The organism is Microcoleus sp. Pol7_A1, from assembly GCF_036701085.1.
In the GTDB taxonomy this organism is placed as follows: domain Bacteria; phylum Cyanobacteriota; class Cyanobacteriia; order Cyanobacteriales; family Microcoleaceae; genus Microcoleus; species Microcoleus asticus.
The window spans coordinates 101,772-119,587 of the sequence record NZ_JAUBQD010000011.1; the positions used below are offsets into that span (position 1 = coordinate 101,772).

Annotated in this window: 10 protein-coding genes; 6 read left to right on the top strand and 4 right to left on the bottom strand. The window is 44.8% G+C overall.

The annotated features are described in order from the left end of the window. Positions 1-100 precede the first annotated feature (100 nt). Positions 101-898 carry a cation diffusion facilitator family transporter gene (locus QUA20_RS09390; RefSeq protein ID WP_333188021.1) on the bottom strand — a complete coding sequence of 266 codons (798 nt, stop codon included), beginning with the start codon at positions 896-898 and terminating at the stop codon, positions 101-103. A gap of 55 nt (positions 899-953) precedes the next feature. Here QUA20_RS09390 and hpsU point away from each other — a divergent pair, with 55 nt between their 5' ends. Beyond that, entirely contained in the window at positions 954-1,631 is a 678-nt protein-coding gene (hpsU, locus tag QUA20_RS09395; protein WP_333188024.1) for a hormogonium polysaccharide biosynthesis acetyltransferase HpsU, read from the top strand. A 19-nt stretch (positions 1,632-1,650) separates the two neighbouring features. On the opposite strand, the gene QUA20_RS09400 is transcribed toward hpsU, so the two are convergent. Both QUA20_RS09400 and QUA20_RS09405 read right to left on the bottom strand, forming a co-directional pair. Further along, positions 1,651-2,979, bottom strand: a complete 1,329-nt coding sequence (locus QUA20_RS09400) for a response regulator (RefSeq protein ID WP_333188025.1) — start codon at positions 2,977-2,979, stop codon at positions 1,651-1,653. A 5-nt stretch (positions 2,980-2,984) separates the two neighbouring features. Continuing rightward, positions 2,985-9,335 carry a PAS domain S-box protein gene (locus QUA20_RS09405; RefSeq protein ID WP_333188027.1) on the bottom strand — a complete coding sequence of 2,117 codons (6,351 nt, stop codon included), beginning with the start codon at positions 9,333-9,335 and terminating at the stop codon, positions 2,985-2,987. Between the two features lie 1,029 nt (positions 9,336-10,364). On the opposite strand from QUA20_RS09405, the gene QUA20_RS09410 reads away from it, so the two are divergent. Both QUA20_RS09410 and QUA20_RS09415 read left to right on the top strand, forming a co-directional pair. Further along, a complete protein-coding gene (locus QUA20_RS09410; RefSeq protein ID WP_333188029.1) occupies positions 10,365-11,852 on the top strand; it encodes a mechanosensitive ion channel domain-containing protein in 1,488 nt (495 codons plus the stop codon). Between the two features lie 227 nt (positions 11,853-12,079). Then, the gene (locus QUA20_RS09415; RefSeq protein WP_333188031.1) at positions 12,080-13,192 is read left to right on the top strand and encodes a flagellar assembly protein H; all 1,113 of its coding nucleotides are present in this window, start codon (positions 12,080-12,082) and stop codon (positions 13,190-13,192) included. An 88-nt stretch (positions 13,193-13,280) separates the two neighbouring features. Here QUA20_RS09415 and QUA20_RS09420 read toward each other — a convergent pair whose 3' ends face one another. Beyond that, positions 13,281-13,892, bottom strand: coding sequence for a TetR/AcrR family transcriptional regulator (locus QUA20_RS09420; RefSeq protein ID WP_333188035.1), 612 nt, complete (start codon positions 13,890-13,892; stop codon positions 13,281-13,283). Between the two features lie 112 nt (positions 13,893-14,004). Between QUA20_RS09420 and QUA20_RS09425 the strand changes: the two genes are divergently transcribed. The 3 genes from QUA20_RS09425 (at position 14,005) to QUA20_RS09435 (ending at position 17,738) form a co-directional block, all read left to right on the top strand. Continuing rightward, on the top strand, positions 14,005-15,429 hold the full coding sequence (locus QUA20_RS09425) for an HlyD family efflux transporter periplasmic adaptor subunit (protein WP_333188038.1): 1,425 nt from the start codon (positions 14,005-14,007) through the stop codon (positions 15,427-15,429). A 151-nt stretch (positions 15,430-15,580) separates the two neighbouring features. Then, the gene (gene devC / locus QUA20_RS09430; RefSeq protein ID WP_333188041.1) at positions 15,581-16,765 is read left to right on the top strand and encodes an ABC transporter permease DevC; all 1,185 of its coding nucleotides are present in this window, start codon (positions 15,581-15,583) and stop codon (positions 16,763-16,765) included. A 256-nt stretch (positions 16,766-17,021) separates the two neighbouring features. Further along, positions 17,022-17,738 carry a DevA family ABC transporter ATP-binding protein gene (locus QUA20_RS09435; RefSeq protein WP_333188043.1) on the top strand — a complete coding sequence of 239 codons (717 nt, stop codon included), beginning with the start codon at positions 17,022-17,024 and terminating at the stop codon, positions 17,736-17,738. Positions 17,739-17,816: the final 78 nt, after the last annotated feature.

Genomic DNA, 17,816 nt, shown 5'->3' on the forward strand with positions numbered 1-17,816 from the left:
CTCTTTATCTTATCATAATTAGGGGCTGGTTCTCCCGAACACTTCACAATATTTTGATTTTTACCGCAGATGGTGGCAGATAGACGCAGATGAAGAGATGTTATTTGATGAGTTCTTCGAGGGATGGAAAAAGCAATTTTTCTGCGCTCACTTTTTCGCAGTCGCAAGGCTGTTGAGTTGCGGATATTGCTGATACTTTTCCTAGCAGCAATTGGATGCTTTCGATTAGCAATGGTAGAGTTAATAAAATAATTGATGCCGAAACTAGCAAGCTAATTAAGCCGTCCGCCCAATTCCAGTGCAGCCACGCCACGGCGATCGCAGCTAAAATTACTCCAACCGAGGAAAATATGTCGGCAACTGCGTGCAGAAAGGCGCTTTTGAGATTTAAGTCGCCGTGACAGCAGGAATGCAAGCAACAAGCATTGATTGAGTTGATGCTTAAACCGACTATGGCGGTAATTAACATCGGGAGCCCTTCTACTTCGGGAGTTGGGGACTGCAAGCGGTCGATCGACTCTGCGGCAATCCAAAGGGCGATCGCTACTAAACTGATACTATTAATTAAAGCAGCAATGATTTCTCCTCGTTCAGGGATTGGCGATTGTGCGATCGTACAATCTACGGATTTACTTTTGCGTTTGACTGAGGAGTACCAAGTCGCTGTCAAAGTTATTGCTAAAGCTGCTACATCTGAAAAAACGTGACCCGCATCTGCTAATAGGGACAAACTATGAGAATTAAGTGCGGCGATTAACTCTGCGACAAAAAAGCTGCTAAGCAGTACCAATGCTGTTTGTAAAAGTCGCACTTTGCCAATTCTGGGATTTGTATTCTCGCAATGTACGAGCTCTTTGGCGTTTTCAGATTCAAAATTGTCCGTAACTGGAAATGTCATGCAGCAGTCCTTCAGGTTAAACTCGATTTTTAATTAAACATTAAATTAACTATCAATGACTTATAATATACCAAATCCGAACCAAGAACCGGAAAAGCCGATCGCAAATTCCCAAAATCCTGAAATAAACGATCGTCCAATTAGCGACAATCAGCCAAATACTTTAACAGGGGAATCTTTGGTTGATTTGCGGCTGTACAACCAATCAAATTTCGATCGGGGAAGACCTGGTTGGCTAATTTTGGTTTGGTGGTTCGTGCAGGCGATCGCATTTTCCCTCACTCCACACCCTTTTAACGGCATCAGAAGCGGCTTGCTGCGGTTATTTGGAGCGAAAATAGGTTGTGGTGTGATTATCCGCCCTACGGCTCGTTTTACCTATCCTTGGAAAATTGAAATCGGCGACTACAGTTGGATCGGAGATGATGTTGTATTGTACAGTCTCGATCGAATTGCGATCGGCAAACACTGCGTCATTTCTCAAAAAAGTTACCTCTGCACCGGCACTCACGACCCCCAAGACCCAGCCTTTGGCTTAATAACAGCATCTGTTCTCATTAATAACGGCGTTTGGATTGCCGCCGACTGCTTCATTGGCCCAGGTGTCGAAATCGGTGCCAACGCTTTAATTGGAGCTCGCAGTAGTGTCTTTAAAAATATGCCTGCCGGCTTTGTTTGTACGGGTAATCCCTGTCATCCGCGCTATAGGCGAGAAATTAAGCAAAGTTCGTAAGAGACATTGCACCGGGAAACTAAGCAGCTTGACTAGCTTGTGGCCGAATTGGAATTTCAATGACGAATTCTATTCCCTTTCCTGGTATAGGCTGGCAGTATAATCTGCCCCCATGCTTTTCAACAATAATTTGGTAACTGATAGATAACCCCAACCCCGTTCCTTTACCGATAGGTTTGGTGGTAAAAAAAGGGTCAAATAGTTTCGCTTGTAAAGTTTCGCAAACTCCCCGACCGTTGTCACTAATATGAATAGCAACCCAATTATCGTCAATTATTTTTGTAGAAATTTGAATGCGGTTCGGGTTTTGTTTGATTTCTGCAAAGGAACGCTGCTGATTCGATTCATCTAAAGCATCAATGGCATTGGAAAGAATATTCATGAACACTTGATTGAGTTGTCCGGCATGGCATTCTACTGGTGGAAGCTGACCGTACTCTTTTATTAGTTCAATCTCTGGATGGTCTGGTTTTGCTTTTAAACGATGATGCAGGATGGTGAGTGTACTATCAATTCCTTCATGGATATTTACTGCTTTCACCTCTGCCTCATCCAGGCGAGAAAAAATTCGCATAGACTTGACAATCTCCTGGATGCGCTGCGTTCCTAAGTTGATTGAGTTAAGAACTTTTATAAAATCTTCCTCCAAAAATTCCAGTTCTATTTCATCCATTGCTGCTTGAATCCGAGGGGTGGGATTTACATAATCTTCTTGATAGAGGTGTATAATTTTTAGTAAGTTATGAGCGTACTCTTGGGCATAACCCAGATTCCCCGAGATGAAATTTATAGGGTTATTGATTTCATGAGCAATCCCAGCCGCCATTTGCCCTAATCCCGACATTTTCTCGTTTTGGATTAACTTAATTTGCATTTTTTGCAAAGCATCATAGGCTTGGCTGACTTCTTCAACTTTTTGCTCCAATAATGTATTTTTTTCCTCTAACTTGTCTGTAAGAACATGAAGCTTTAAATGCAGTTTAACGCGAGCTAATACTTCCTCCTGTTGGAAGGGCTTGGTAATATAATCTACAGCCCCAACCTGAAATCCCTCAACTTTATTAGCCGTATCCGAGAGAGCAGTCATAAATATAATGGGAATCTGTTTAGTTTCTGGATTAGCCTGTAATCGACGACAGGTTTCAAATCCATCAATTTCGGGCATCATGACATCTAGTAAGATTAGATCTGGTAGAGCATATTTGACCCGCTCTAGTGCCATTTTTCCAGATTTGGCGACCCGAACTTCAAATCCTGCCTGACTTAAAGCATCAGATAAGACACCTAGATTAGCTGAATTGTCATCAACTATTAGAATCGTACTCTTTGGTTGAATTGCTGAATTCATAAACCTTACTTGTAGGACTGAATAAAAGTTAAAATCTCTTCGTCTTGAAAGTCTTTTGCCATTTGATGCAATATTTTAGCAAAGGGAATGTATTTTGGGTCTATTTCTTCAAGTAATGACGCCTGCTTAACTATTTCTAGGAAATTTCCTTTCAGAGCCAGCTCGTATAGCATTTCCATTTCTGTAGCAGGCGGGGCAATTAGCTCATTGGTGTCTGAGGCGATCGCCAGTGGATCTTCATTACCTTCGTAAACCCATTCCAAATCAAGATACTGTTGTAATTTTTGCAGGAGTTCCGTTGCTTGAACAGGTTTAGGAATAAAGGTGTTGCCTCCTGCCTCTAAACTTCTGTATTGATCGGTTTCAAATACGCTGGCAGAAGAAACAATAATGATGATGTCTTTGAAATTTTCCGATTCTCGAACCCGCTTAATCAGCTCGAAGCCATCTAGTTCGGGCATTAGTAAGTCGGTAACGATTAAATCTGGCTGTACCTCCAGAATTTTTTCCCAGCCTTCCTGCCCATCGTTGGCTTCAGACACCTCAAAGCCGATCGGACTGAGCAAATTGCTAATTACCGAACGGTTAGCCCATTTGTCATCGATAACCACAATCTTAGGTTGGCGGTCTTTGATGCCGATAATCTGCCCGCGATTGTCGATTTGAGACGTTTTTACCCATTCGTCGGCTGGAGACAGATCGACATCAAACCAGAAAATACTGCCAACATTCATCTCACTTTGAACCTGAATGGTACTGCCCATTAGTTCTACAATTTTTTTGCTAATTGCCAGTCCCAATCCCGTACCTTCCGTCTGCCGCCTGCGATCGCCTACCTGCTCGAAGGGCTCAAAGATAGCTTGGAGTTGATCTTGTGCAATGCCGGTACCTGTATCGCGTATTTCAAAGCGAATTTTTCCTTCTGTTGCAAAACTGACTATAAAAGTGACACTGCCCTCATCCGTAAATTTAATAGCGTTGCTCAAAAGATTAATTAATACTTGTCGCAAGCGTTTTTCATCTGCACGAATACCGATCGGGAGTTCGGGGCTTGATGGAAAATGGAAGTGAATTCCCTTAAGTTCAGCTCGAATGCGACACATCTCTGCTACACCTTGCAGGAACGCCGGGAAATGAAAATCCGTGGGCATGAGTTCGACTTTCTGCGCTTCAATCTTCGACAAATCGAGAATATCATTGATTAACGTCAGTAAATGCGAACCGCACTGATAAATGACATCAATGCGCGATCGCTCTTCTTCATTCAAGACTTTGGAACGCTGAAGAATCTGCGCGTATCCCATGATGCCATTAAGCGGAGTCCGCAATTCGTGGCTCATGTTGGCAAGGAATTCACTTTTAGCCCGATTAGCTGCTTCTGCGGCTTCCCTGGCTTTTGCCTGTACGAATTCTGTTTGTTTGCGATCGTGGATATCGGTGCAAGTGCCAACCCACTCCCGGACGCTGCCATCTTCGTTCAGAATGGGTACCCCTCTAACTTGAAAATAACGATAGTTTCCATCCGCTCTCCGGATTCGATATTCTATCTCAAACAGGGTTTTCGTTTGCACTGCTTCCATCCACACCTGAACCGTTCGTTCGCGATCGTCCGGATAAATTGGATCTAACCAGCCAAAACCAAGCACATCAGCTTCAGTTTGCCCGGTGTAAGCTTTCCAACTCTGTAGCTCCGTGCCTCTTCCTTCAGCATCCATTGCCCAGACGATTTGGGACGTAGCAACTATTAGCGATCGATAGCGTTCTTCGCTTTGTTTGATAGCCTCTTCGGCTTGTTTGCGATCGTGGATATCGGTGCAAGTGCCAACCCACTCCCGGATGTTGCCATCTTCATCGAGAATTGGCACCCCTCTAGCTTGAAAATAACGATAGTTTCCATCGGCTCCCCGGATTCGATATTCTATGTCATACAGGGTTCTCGTTTTCACTGCTTCCATCCACACCTGATTCGTTCGTTCGCGATCGTCCGGGTGAATTGCATCTAACCAGCCAAAACCAATTACCTCAGCTTCGGTTTGTCCGGTGTAAGCTCTCCAACTCGGTAGATCCGGGCATCTTCCTTCAACATCTGCTGTCCAAGCAATTTGGGATGTGGCAACTATTAGCGAACGATAGCGTTCTTCGCTTTGTTTGATAGCATCTTCGGCTTGTTTGCGATCGTGGATATCGCTGCAAGTGCCAACCCACTCCCGGATGCTGCCATCTTCATTCAGAATTGGCACCCCTCTAGCTTGGAAATAACGATAGTTTCCATCCGCTCCGCACATTCGATACTGTATGTCAAACAGGCTTCTCGTTTGCACTGCTTCCATCCACACCTGAACTGTTAGTTCGCGATCGTCCGGGTGAACTGCATCTAACCAGCCAAAACCAACCACCTCAGCTTCCGTTTGTCCGGTGTAAGCTCTCATACTCGGTGAATCCTGGCATCTTCCTTCAGGATCGGTTGTCCAGACAATTTGGGAGATGGCAAGGGTTAGCGAACGATAGCGTTCTTCGCTTTGTTTTATAGCATCTTGCGCTTGTTTGCGATCGTGGATATCGCTGCAAGTGCCAACCCACTCCCGGATGCTGCCATCTTCATCCAGAATGGGTACGCCTCTACCTTGGAAATAGCGATAGTTTCCATCTGCTCTGCGAATTCGATATTCTATGTCATACAGGCTTTTCGTTTGCACTGCTTCCATCCAGACCTGAGCCGTTCGTTCGCGATCGTCCGGGTGCATTGCATCTAACCAGCCAAAACCAACAACCTCAGCTTCGGTTTGTCCGGTGTAAGCTCTCATAGCCGGCATATCCGGGCATCGCCCCTCAGCATCGCCTGTCCAGACCATTTGGGACGTAGCAAGGATTAGCGAACGATAGCGTTCTTCGCTTTTTTTTATAGCATCTTCCGCTTGTTTGCGATCGGTAATGTCGGTATTAATTTCGAGTTGGGCACAAGGCTTTCCTTCTGCGTCGCGTTGTAATGTCCAGCGACTGGCGACAATAATATGCCGATCGTCACGGGTAGTGTGGTGCAGTTCTCCTTCCCAACTTCCGTGCTCGAAAAACTCTGCCAATAAGGTTTCTAATGGTTTAGGGAAGATGGTTTCTAAGAATTCGTGAATGTACTCCCCGGCTACTTCCGCTTTTGTCACACCATAGAGCTTTTCTGCACCTTGGTTCCAGTAGATGATGCGATCGTCCATATTTCTAATAATGATACTATCGCTAGCTAAGTCCAGTATTTCTAGGGTTTGACGGAGTGTTTGCTCGACTTTTTTGCGCTCGCTAATATCTCGTGTAGTGCCGATGATGCCGAGGATATTGCCATTAGCATCCCGCCAAGGAGCCTTTGTCGTCAAAAACGTCTTAGTGGTTTCACCCTGAGAGACTTCTTCCTCGTAAATCTCAGTGATTCCTGCTGCCAGGATGTGGCGATCTTTTGCGATCATTTCACGAGCACTCTCAGGCGACAGTAATTCCCCATCATCTTTGCCGATGATTTCCTCAATTGGCTTGCCTAAGAATTTTGCCAAATTGGAGTTCATGGCAACATAACGCCCTTCCCGGTCTTTAACCACAATGATGTCTGGCGTACTTTCCAGAATCGAGTTCAGCAGATCGTTGCGTTCGCGCAGAGCTTCTTCAGCTTGTTTGCGATCGTTAATATCTCGTGTTATGCCGATGATGCCCAAAATATTGCCCTGATTGTCCCGCCAAGGAGCCTTGGTAGTGAAAAAGGTCCTAGTAGTTTCAGAATAAGAAGAGATATCTTCCTCGTAAGTGTCAATGATTCCGGCTGCCATGATGTGGCGATCTTTTGCCATAACTTCACGGCCCATGTCAGGCGGCAGTATTTCCAAATCATTTTTGCCGATGACTTCTTTAATTGGCAAGCCAAAGAAGTTTGCCAAATTGGAGTTAAGGGCAACATAACGCCCTTCCCGGTCTTTAACGAGAATGAAGTCGGGTGTATTTTCCAAAATAGAGTTTAGCAGTGCGTTGCGATCGCGCAGATCCGCTTCGACTTGTTTGCGATCGCTAATATCTCGCGTTGTAGCGACGATACCCAAGATATTGCCATTAGCATCCCGCCAAGGAGCCTTGGTAGTCAAAAGGGTCGCACTGGTTTCATGATTAGATACTTCTTCCTCATAACTCTCAGTGATTCCTGCTGCCATAATTTGGCGATCTTTTGCCATAATTTCACGGGCAATATCAGGCGGCAGTAGTTCCAAATCGTCTTTGCCGATGATTTCTTCAATTGGCTTGCCAAAGAAGTTTGCCAGATTAGAGTTAAGGGCAACATGACGCCCTTCCCGATCTTTAACCATAATAAAGTCGGGCGTACTTTCCAAAATAGAGTTTAAAAGTGCATTGCGATCGCGCAGATCCGCTTCGACTTGTTTGCGATCGCTAATATCTCGGCTTGTGGCGATGATGCCCAGAATATTGCCATTAGCATCCCGCCAAGGAGCTTTTGTCGTTAAAAAGGTTGTAGGGGTTTCATCATCAGCAGAGATTTCATCCTCGAAAGTCTCAGTGATTCCTGCTGCCATGACTTGGCGATCTTTTGCCATAAGTTCACGAGCACTGTCAGCAGACATTAATTCTAAATCATCTTTGCCGATGATTTCCTCAATTGACTTGCCCAAAAAGTTTGCCACATTGGAGTTAATGGCAACATAACGCCCTTCTAGATCTTTAACAACAATGATGTCTGGCGTACTTTCCAAAATAGAGTTCAGTAAGAAGTTGCGATCGCGCAGCGCAGCTTGCTGTTCGCGCAGAGCTTCTTCAGCTTGTTTGCGCTCTGTTATATCCGTATTTGCTCCCACCCATTCGCGAATCGTGCCATCAGCTTCTAAGATAGGCACTCCACGACAACTCATGTAGCGGTATTCCCCGTCATGGCGGCGCATACGGAATTCAACTTCATAGAACGAGCGATTAGCAACAGCAGTTGACCAGGCAGTGAACATAGACGAGCGATCGTCTGGATGGATAGCGTTGATCCCACCCCCTCCCTTGTAATCATCAAATGTCTGTCCTGTAAATGCACTCCAAGTAGGTTGCTCGATCGCCATTTCGCCGTCGGCATTGCAGTTCCAAATAATTTGAGCACTGGCTTCCATCAAAGAACGAAATCGTTCTTCACTTTGTTTGAGAGCTTCTTCGGTTTTTTTGCGATCGCGAATATCCCGCGATACAGTGGCAATCCCTATGGGTTCGTTAGTCTGCGGGTGTTTGACCAGAAATAGAGTGTAATCTAACAGGATGGGTTGACCTGTTACGAAATGTCTGAAGCGATAATCGCTCCGCCAACCCCCCTCTTGCATTAGAGTAGGCAGAACGCGCTGCTGCACGAAGTTCAGATCTTCTGGCATGAAGAAGTCGGTAATGTGTTTGGTTCTAGCTTCGTCCAAACTACTCAGTCCAACTAAATCCAGACCAGCCTGATTCAATAATATTGGACGACCCTCCATTGAGGCAACGCCAATAAAGTCACGGCTGGTCTCGATCGTTGTAGCAAGCAATTGCCGTTCTTCTTCTGCTTTTTTGCGATCGCTAATATCTCGCACAATAGTCGAAATAAACTCGACTTCACCCGCTTCGGTTTTGTGGACGATCAAAACCTGGGAGACTGGAATTTCTTCCCCATCGCGTGACAAAAATAGGATTTCACCAGCCCACCTACCCTCTCGCAAGGCGGTGGGAATTATTTCGTTGTGGAACTTTGCTTTTGCCGAGGGAGCTAATACAGAATCTATCGTAAACGGAGATCGTGCTTCCTCTGGGGACATCCCCAGCATTTCCTGTCCGGCTTTGTTGAGATAGACGCTATGCCCAGCCGCATCAGAAACTCCTACTAAGTCGGAAGTTGCTTCCAAAATTGCCGTCAGTCGTGCTTGCTTTTGTTCTGCCCGCTTGCGATCGGTAACTTCAATTACAATCCCACCAAGACCAAAAACGATGCCATTTTCATCCAACAAAGGATAGTAAGATGCTTGCCAGTAGCGGATAATACCTGGTTCTTTCGGCGTTTCACCCACTAATTCATAATCCAGAATGGGCTTGCCCGTGTCCAGAATACCTTGCAGCATCGGTTCCACAGTCGGAGCCAATTCTGGCAGCACTTGACGCAGTGACCTACCAATATGGTCTGCCACACAAACGCCATTCATCTGGGCCAAAACTTCGTTAATTTGGACATACCGGAGTTGGCGGTCAAAAATCAACATTCCGGCGTTGGCACCTGCAAAAAAAGCGTCGAAGCGATCCTGTGGCAATATCTGTGCTGTTGTGCTCTCTTGCTGTGGCGGTTGGTTTTTATCTGGCGGCAATTTGCTCATATTAAATCGTGCTTTTCAGCTATAATTCTAGAACTTCTTTCCAATTACGCGATCGCAAGGTTTTCGTTTTCTCCTATTTGGGTACTGAAGAAAACGTTCAGTAGGGCGACCATTAGGTTTTCAATCGGCGATATATGTATCCCTTGCGACATTATTTCCGTTAATTCTTCGGATGTATCGCCAAGCAGTTCTATTGTTCATCAATTGTATTGCTAATCAACCCTATCGCTAGAACATTGGTGACAACTTAAGCTAGGAAAGCATTTGTCAATCAACAATTATGCTCAGCATTTACTCAGGTTGGGGGTAGAAAACTTAGATTTGGGCGATCGAGGAATCATGCCTCACGCCATATTTATGCCCACCCACCCCCAAATCGCGCATTTTCCACTCCTAAACAAACAGTGTTTTAAGTAATTTTACTGATTGACAAATGCCATTAAGTTTTAATTTTTTCCCAATGTCGGTAGAATGCCAAGTATTCTTGGAACGTTCTCAATTTTAGCTAAATCCGTTAAATTTTCAGCTAGACATTCTTAGATATACACAAGACGGACGCAACTGGCACAGTGATAGCAATCTCTCTCCCACCAGTTAAACTCATTGTAATACTGCAATCTTTGACTTGTCTACTTAAATTAGTCATTGAATAATCCCTGCTTAAGTTTATAACGGGACTTAAACCAAAAATCAGCGGAAAGTATGATAAAATCCAAGACAGTTAAAGTTGACTAAAGCTAGTAGAGGGTTCGCATGAATAATAGATGATTCCGCTATGGCGAAAAAGTGGCACACTAACCGCAGGCAGGGGAAGACCATATATCCGAGAAATTGCCAATACGCATAACGGCGTAGTCTGAATAACCCCATATCTGCTCTGTAAAAAATCAGTTTGTTCGGATACTCAAAAAAAATACAAATCTCGTAAAAAAGACTTTTTTTCTGGTTTTTTTTACTTGAAAATAAGGATTTTAGTCTTTATTATTAAAGGTTTAACCTTTAATAAACTTATTATTAACTGGAACTAAAGTGACTACAATACCCGAAGAATTATTGATAAAAATCTCCCAAATGTTTACAGCGACTTTATTTACAATAGGTGAGAGTCCTGTATCGCTGCAGTCACTTGTGGAACTGATTGTATTGTTCATAGCTATCCTCATCATATCGCGTTCTTTTACTGGCTTTCTTAAGGAACGCTTGCTAGTTAGACTGGGAATTGACGAGGGAAACCGGGAAGCGATCGCAGTAATTATTGGGTATTTAATAGTAGCTTTTGGAGCGATAGTCGCCATCCAAAGTATAGGCTTCAACCTCGCTTCTTTTGCAGTAGTTGCGGGGGGATTGGGAGTGGGAATTGGTTTTGGAATCCAGGATTTAACAACTAATTTCGTCAGCGGCTTAACGCTGCTTTTAGACAGACCTGTGAAAGTCGGAGACTTTGTGGAATTAGAAGGATTAATGGGAATCGTCAAAAAAATCTCGATTCGATCGACCATCATCCAAACCAATGACGACTCCAGCGTCATAGTTCCCAACAGCAAAATGATTAGCAACAAAATTGTTAACTGGAGTTACGAAAACTCGCTACTCTGTCTGCGAGTTCCCGTAGAAGTAGCCGAGAATAGTAACCCGCTGTTAGTGACAGAAACTCTGTTAAATATTGCTTACGCGGAGGCGGGAGTTGTTTGCGAACCGAATCCGAAAGTATTGTTTGTCGAGTTTGGCGATGATAGTTTTAAATTTGAACTTTTAGTTTGGACGGACAGGCCGACAGACAGAGAAGTAATTAAAAGTTCTTTGAATTTTGCGATTGAGTACAATTTCCGCCAGCATAAAATAGAATTTCCGTTCAACGACAGAGAAATTTATTTGCAAAATCCCGAAGTTATTTTGTCAATGTTCAACAACAAAAAAAGTGGAATTGACATCACGAACACTTCCTCTGAAAACAAGCAAAAAAGGCCGATTATTGCAGAGGGAATGAAAAAGCAATCGTCCCTTAGCTGTTTGCTGCGAGAGGTGGAATACTTTGAAAATCTCACGGATCTCGAATTGCGGCAATTGATTGAAGTTGGATACCGCCAACGGCTGCGATCGCAAGAATTTTTATTTCGCGAAAACGACCCTGGAGATGCTTTTTACATGATTCTTTCAGGTTCAGTCGAAGTTTTTGTGGAAGCTATTGACAAACATCTGAATAACCTCGGTACGGGTCAGTTTTTGGGGGAACTTTCTTTGATGTTGGGAATCCCTAGAACTGCTTCGGTGAGAGCTTTGGAAGAAACAATTTTGTTTGCTATCAATAAAGAAGGATTCCAAAAAATTTTAACAGAACAGCCGGATTTATCTGAACAAATTATTCAAGAGATAGTGAAACACAAAGAAGAACTAAGCGAGAGGCAACAGCAACTTCGAGAAATGGAATTGGTAGATGCAGCGGAAGACGATGAAAATCCTATAGAGTGGGTAAGGAAACGGCTCAAAGATCTATTTAGTGTGGAAAGTGAAAATTAACCTAAACATTCCTGGACGCATCAATTAATTCTGTAGGGTCGTAATGCGCACCTTACCATAAGCTGTCCCGCACCTTGCGTTGTATTTTTTGGGCAGCCTACGAGATCTCACCCCACAAGAATTTCATCAAACTTGACTGTAAAATTTAGATGCGCCTAGGCTTACTCACCTAAATCAAAAGCGTGTAGGTATGCTAGGATTCACTCATAAAACTCATCCTAATTTCTATGACGCGATTTATTCACGATCGCTTTGCCAAAGAATTTCTGGAAGAATTGCTTTCGCCGATCGGAACGGTTAATATCGGCCGCGATGTAACTTCCGAAGTCCGAGAAATCGATGTTTACTTCACTCCCAGCACCGCAATTCCTGAATACTCAGAAACCCTGGGATTGTTGGGAAAGATGGCAAACACAACAGCAATTTTTGAACCCTTTCGCAATCCGGCAAACGTCAGCGAAATTTGTAGCTGTCTGGGCAAGTTATTGGACGTGCGAGGTGAATTGGAGCGAAAATTTAGGAGAGAAAATACTCGCTATGATGACGCTCAGTTACCCAAACTGTGGATTTTGATGCCGACAGCATCGAAAGCATTGGTAGATAGCTTTAATGCGGTACCCGATACAGAGAATTGGATGCAGGGAATTTATTTTTTGGGGGAATCTTTGCGATCGGCAATTGTGGCGATTCACCAGTTGCCCGAAACTCCAGAAACTCTGTGGTTGAGGATTTTGGGCAAAGGGGGAGTGCAGCAAAGGGCTATTTCCCAATTGAGCGCTTTAGCAACGGACGATCCGTTGCGGATGATCGCGCTAGAATTGCTGTATCGGTTACAGTCAAATTTAGTAACCGATGCGCCACAAGAATTAGAGCCAGAAGAGCGGGAGTTAATTATGGCCATTGCACCACTTTTTCAACAACAAATACAAGCAGCACAGCAACAAGCTAGAGAAGAAGGACTAGAACAGGGACTAGAACGAGGCAGACAAGAACAACAGCGCTTAATTTTAGAAAACTTTCTGCAAGTCCGATTTGGAGAATTAAGTCCAAAAATGACTGTTTTTCTATCTCCAATATCCAAGTTGCAGGCGGCGGAATTTACGGTGCTGTTGCTGGCAATATCGATGCTGACCGTTGATGAAACAGGGCGCGAAACAGCGGTTAAATTGTTAGCTGAAAGTGCGTTGCAAATTCGCTCGCCTGAATTGGGCGATATTCTGCCTGCAGCCGTTACTAATTTATTGGCATTGCCTGTGGCAGAATTGACATTGTTTGTAGAACAACTGCCACAGTTATCGGCTGATGAATTGAGGGAAAGGTTAGGAAAAACACCTGACTAAAACCTGCGATCGCAGCCATAAAGGGATCTCGCTCTTTATGGCATTTAAATAATTATCCAATAAAATTCCTAGATTCTGTCGATCGCACTTAGGAATTGGACTGCGGGCCTAAAATCAAGTGCAGCAGACCCTCGATCAATCGATCGCACTCCATTGGGATAATATCTTTGCCGTGCATCATATGCTGCGTTAACTGGAAATATACCAGCGATCCAATAAAAATCCGCGCCGTTGCCTCCGGATCGGGCAATTTTAACTCTGGATGCGATGCCAAATATTGAGTAAGCCGCTCGATACCCGGTTTAGCTAAGTTTTTCACAAAAGTCTGCGCTAACTGGGGAAAACGCCCTGACTCCGCAATCACTAACCTCACAAAATTGAGAAATTCAGGTTCCTGCGTCACCTGCTCTAATACAGTGGTGGCAACGAATCGTAGCGCTACGGCCGGTTCTTCATCCAGAAGTGTAAAATGGACTTTTTTTTGCGCCAGCCGCTGTACCAAGGCCGCGAATAATCCTTCTTTATCTGCAAAATAGCTGTAAACCGTGGCTTTGGAAACTCCGCCCGTCTTCGCTACCTTGTCCATACTCGTCCCCGCGTAGCCGTGGGTTAAAAATTCTTGCATCGCACCTTGCAGGATTTGCTCGGTTTTGTCACTTGCTGCGGCGCTGTCTGGTTCGCTGGGTTTTGTCCTGGCCATCGCTTGTCTTTGTAATTCTTGCTTGGGGTCTTGACATTATTATACTGAACGGTTTAGTCTTGAATAAGAACTAAACCGTTTAGTTTTATCAACCTAAAAGATGAGGTGTGTCATGGTACACCGAGCAACAGCGGACGGCTTATCCTCAAATCCATCCCTAGTTAAACAACTCCTAGTTGTGGCAGCAGTAGCAACCGTGGCTGCTGGGGGAACAGGCTACAGGATCTGGCGATCGCGCATACCCGATCCCAACGCAGTAGCCGCAGCAGCAGCCGTCGCAGCATCGCAATTAAGCACAGTTACAGCCTTGGGGCGACTGGAACCCAGAGGAGAAGTAATTAAAGTCTCCGCTTCCGGTACGGCGGAAGGAAACCGGATCGATCGACTCTTAGTCAAAGAGGGAGACAGGGTGAAAACAGGCCAAGCGATCGCAATTTTGGACAGCCGCGATCGCCTGCAAGCCGCCCTCGACCAAGCTCAAGAACAAGTGCGCGTCGCCGAGGCAAATCTAGCAAAAGTGAAAGCAGGAGCTAAAAATGGCGAAATTCAAGCCCAAAAAGCGACTATTAGCCGTTTATCAGCCGATCGCAGCAACGAGATCGCAGCGCAACAGGCGATCGTCAGCCGGCTAGAAGTCGATCGCAGCACCGAAATCGCAGCGCAACAAGCCACAATTGCTCGCTTGAGGGCAGAACAGCAAGGGGAAATTCAAACTCAAAAAGCCGCAATTGCCCGCCTACAAGCCGAACTCCGCAACGCCAGAAGCGAGGATCGGCGCTACTCCCAACTCTATGAACAGGGAGCAATTTCCGCCTCAACTAGCGACAGCAAAAGCCTCGCCGCCGAAACAACTCAACAGCAACTCAACGAAGGAAAGGCAAAACTGAATCAAATTCAGGAATCCCGCCAACAGCAGATTAACGAAGCCCAAGCCAAATTGAATCAAATTCAGCAATCTCGCCAACAACAAATTAACGAAGCCCAAGCCAAACTCAGCCAAATTCAGGAATCTCGACAACAGCAGATTAATGAAGCCGCTGCAAATCTCGATCGCATCGCCGAAGTGCGTCCCGTTGACATAGCAGCAGCCGCCGCCGAAGTTAGTTCCGCCGCTTCAGCAGCCAAACAAGCCAAAGCCAATCTGGATCTAGCTTACATCCGTGCTCCCAGAGACGCCCAAGTCCTGAAAATTCACACGCATCCGGGGGAAAGGGTGGGAAACGACGGCATTGTCGAACTGGGACAAACTCGCGAGATGCTGGCTGTTGCGGAAATCTACGAAAGCGATGTGGACAAAGTACGCCTCGGACAAACCGCCAAAATTACTAGCGATGCTTTGACCGGCGAATTGCGGGGAACTGTCGAACATATTGGTTTGCAAGTGCAGCGGCAAAACATTGTTAACACCGATCCTTCTGCGAATATTGATGGTCGAATTGTGGAAGTAAAAGTGCGCTTAGATGAAGCTTCCAGCCAGAAAGTAGCGGGATTAACCAATTTGCAAGTCAAAGTGGCGATCGGAGAAATTAAAGATTAAGAAGTCTTAAACCGCAGAGTCGCTTTCTTCAATCCAAAATCCAAAATCTAAAATCTAAAATCGATTGAGCGGGAAATTAAAGATTAAAAAGTCTTAAACCGCAGAGTCGCTTTCTTCAATCCAAAATCCAAAATCTAAAATCTAAAATCCTATGATTGGACTAATAAAACCCTTAGAACAGTTAAGACGCAGAACTCCCCTCGGATGGCTGCAACTGAGTCACGACAAAGGGCGAATGCTGGTTGCAGTAGCAGGAATTGCCTTTGCTGACGTTTTGATGTTCATGCAGCTAGGCTTTCAAAATGCCCTTTACACCAGCAATACGCGGCTGCATCAAACCTTGCAAACAGACTTAGTTTTGATTCACCCCCAAGCGCGCAATTTGATTAATTTGTCTTCCTTCCCCAGGCGCAGATTGTATCAAGCAATGAACGTACCGGGCGTGAAATCAGCCGAGCCTCTTTACGTGAAAATTGCTAACTGGAAAAATCCCGAAACTCGGCGCGAAACGTCGCTGATGGTTGTGGGTTTCAATCCGGATCGCCCTGCGTTTGCGCTTCCAGAAGTCAACCAAAATTTGAGCGCGATTAAATTGCCGGATACTGTGTTGTTCGATCGAGCTTCTAGGGGAGAGTACCAAGGAACGATCGCGCAAATCGCTGAAGGAAAAGCAGTTAAAGCTGAGGTCGAGCGACGCACGATTAACGTCAGCGGTTTATTCACAGTTGGAGCATCTTTTGCCGCCGACGGTATTTTGATGACTAGCGATCAAAATTACCTGCGCCTGTTTCCCAGACAAAACGCCGCGAGTGTTAATGCCGGATTAATTCAACTGCAACCGGGTGCTGACCCCGTGGAAGTTCAACAAGTTTTGAAAGCATATTTACCGCCGGATGTCAAGGTACTAACCAAACAAGAATTTATCGATTTTGAGAAAAACTATTGGGCTAAGAATACTGCGATCGGCTTTGTATTTAATTTAGGCGTCGCGATGGGTTTTGTAGTTGGTGTGATTATTGTTTATCAAGTTCTCTCAACCGATGTCAGCGACCACATGGGAGAATACGCTACTTTTAAAGCGATGGGCTACCGCAATGTTTATTTACTCGGCATCGTTTTTGAAGAAGCTCTAATTCTTTCCGTCCTCGGCTTTTTGCCCGGAGTAGGAGTCTCTTTCGGGCTTTACTCTTTAACTCGCAAAGCCACAAATTTACCCCTTTATATGACGCTGCTTAGAGCATTTATAGTATTACTTTTGAACGTAATTATGTGCACTATTTCAGGAGCAATTGCCACTCGCAAGCTGCAAGCAGCCGACCCGGCAGATATGTTTTAAGGGGAAATGAAGAATAGAGTCGGAAATACACTAAAGCTGGGCGACAAACCCCTTTAGAAGACTGGTTAAAACCCCATCCTACACAAACGAAGTTCGAGCATAGAGAAACTAAAAAAGCAAGGGGTATTAAAGCTTGATTTGTATAAATTTTTGACTAAAAACCGATTTTCTGGAAAATCATTCTCTTCTTTGGGCTCTGCGTTTTTGGCGACTAAAGCAATTGATTATTAAATCTAAAACCTCAAACCAATAAGTTATGAACTCTACTACTTTCCACCCAACAACCAACACATTACAGATTCCTGCACCTATAATTTCCGCGCACCAACTCGACCACTACTTCGGTCAAGGTCAACTGCGAAAACAGGTACTTTTTGACATTAATCTCGAAATTAATGCAGGTGAAATCGTGCTGATGACGGGGCCTTCCGGTTCTGGAAAAACCACGCTTTTAACTTTGATTGGCGGGCTGAGATCCGGTCAATCGGGAAGTCTCAAGATTCTCGGTCAAGAAATGTGCAAAGCGAGTGCAGACCAATTGGTAAAGGCGCGGCGCAAAATAGGCTATATTTTTCAGGCGCACAACTTGCACCGCAGTTTGACGGCGCTGCAAAACGTGCAGATGGGTTTGGAAGTTCACGGGAATTTGTCGCGTTCCCAAATGGGCGATCGCTCTGCAAAAATGCTAGAGTTAGTAGGACTGGAACAGCGGATTAACTACTATCCAGATGACTTGTCGGGAGGACAAAAACAAAGAGTTGCGATCGCCCGCGCTTTGGTCAGTCAACCGCAAATTGTTTTAGCTGACGAACCGACAGCCGCGCTGGACAGCAAATCCGGTCGCGAAGTGGTGAATTTGATGCAGCAACTTGCCAAAGAACAGGGTTGTACTATTTTGTTAGTAACCCACGATAACCGAATTTTGGATATTGCCGATCGCATCGTTCACATGGAAGATGGAAAATTAGCCTAATTTTTAAATTTCTGAAGAATAGACATCACCCATAACTACCCCATTTTCAATTTTGGAGGTCAAACCCTAAAGCCGAAA

What these genes read in the sequence shown, in the direction of transcription:
- QUA20_RS09390 (WP_333188021.1), bottom strand. Translation starts at nt 898, where the DNA reads ATGACATTTCCAGTTACGGACAATTTTGAATCTGAAAACGCCAAAGAG.
- hpsU (WP_333188024.1), top strand. Translation starts at nt 954, where the DNA reads ATGACTTATAATATACCAAATCCGAACCAAGAACCGGAAAAGCCGATC.
- QUA20_RS09400 (WP_333188025.1), bottom strand. Translation starts at nt 2,979, where the DNA reads ATGAATTCAGCAATTCAACCAAAGAGTACGATTCTAATAGTTGATGAC.
- QUA20_RS09405 (WP_333188027.1), bottom strand. Translation starts at nt 9,335, where the DNA reads ATGAGCAAATTGCCGCCAGATAAAAACCAACCGCCACAGCAAGAGAGC.
- QUA20_RS09415 (WP_333188031.1), top strand. Translation starts at nt 12,080, where the DNA reads ATGACGCGATTTATTCACGATCGCTTTGCCAAAGAATTTCTGGAAGAA.
- QUA20_RS09420 (WP_333188035.1), bottom strand. Translation starts at nt 13,892, where the DNA reads ATGGCCAGGACAAAACCCAGCGAACCAGACAGCGCCGCAGCAAGTGAC.
- QUA20_RS09425 (WP_333188038.1), top strand. Translation starts at nt 14,005, where the DNA reads ATGGTACACCGAGCAACAGCGGACGGCTTATCCTCAAATCCATCCCTA.
- devC (WP_333188041.1), top strand. Translation starts at nt 15,581, where the DNA reads ATGATTGGACTAATAAAACCCTTAGAACAGTTAAGACGCAGAACTCCC.
- QUA20_RS09435 (WP_333188043.1), top strand. Translation starts at nt 17,022, where the DNA reads ATGAACTCTACTACTTTCCACCCAACAACCAACACATTACAGATTCCT.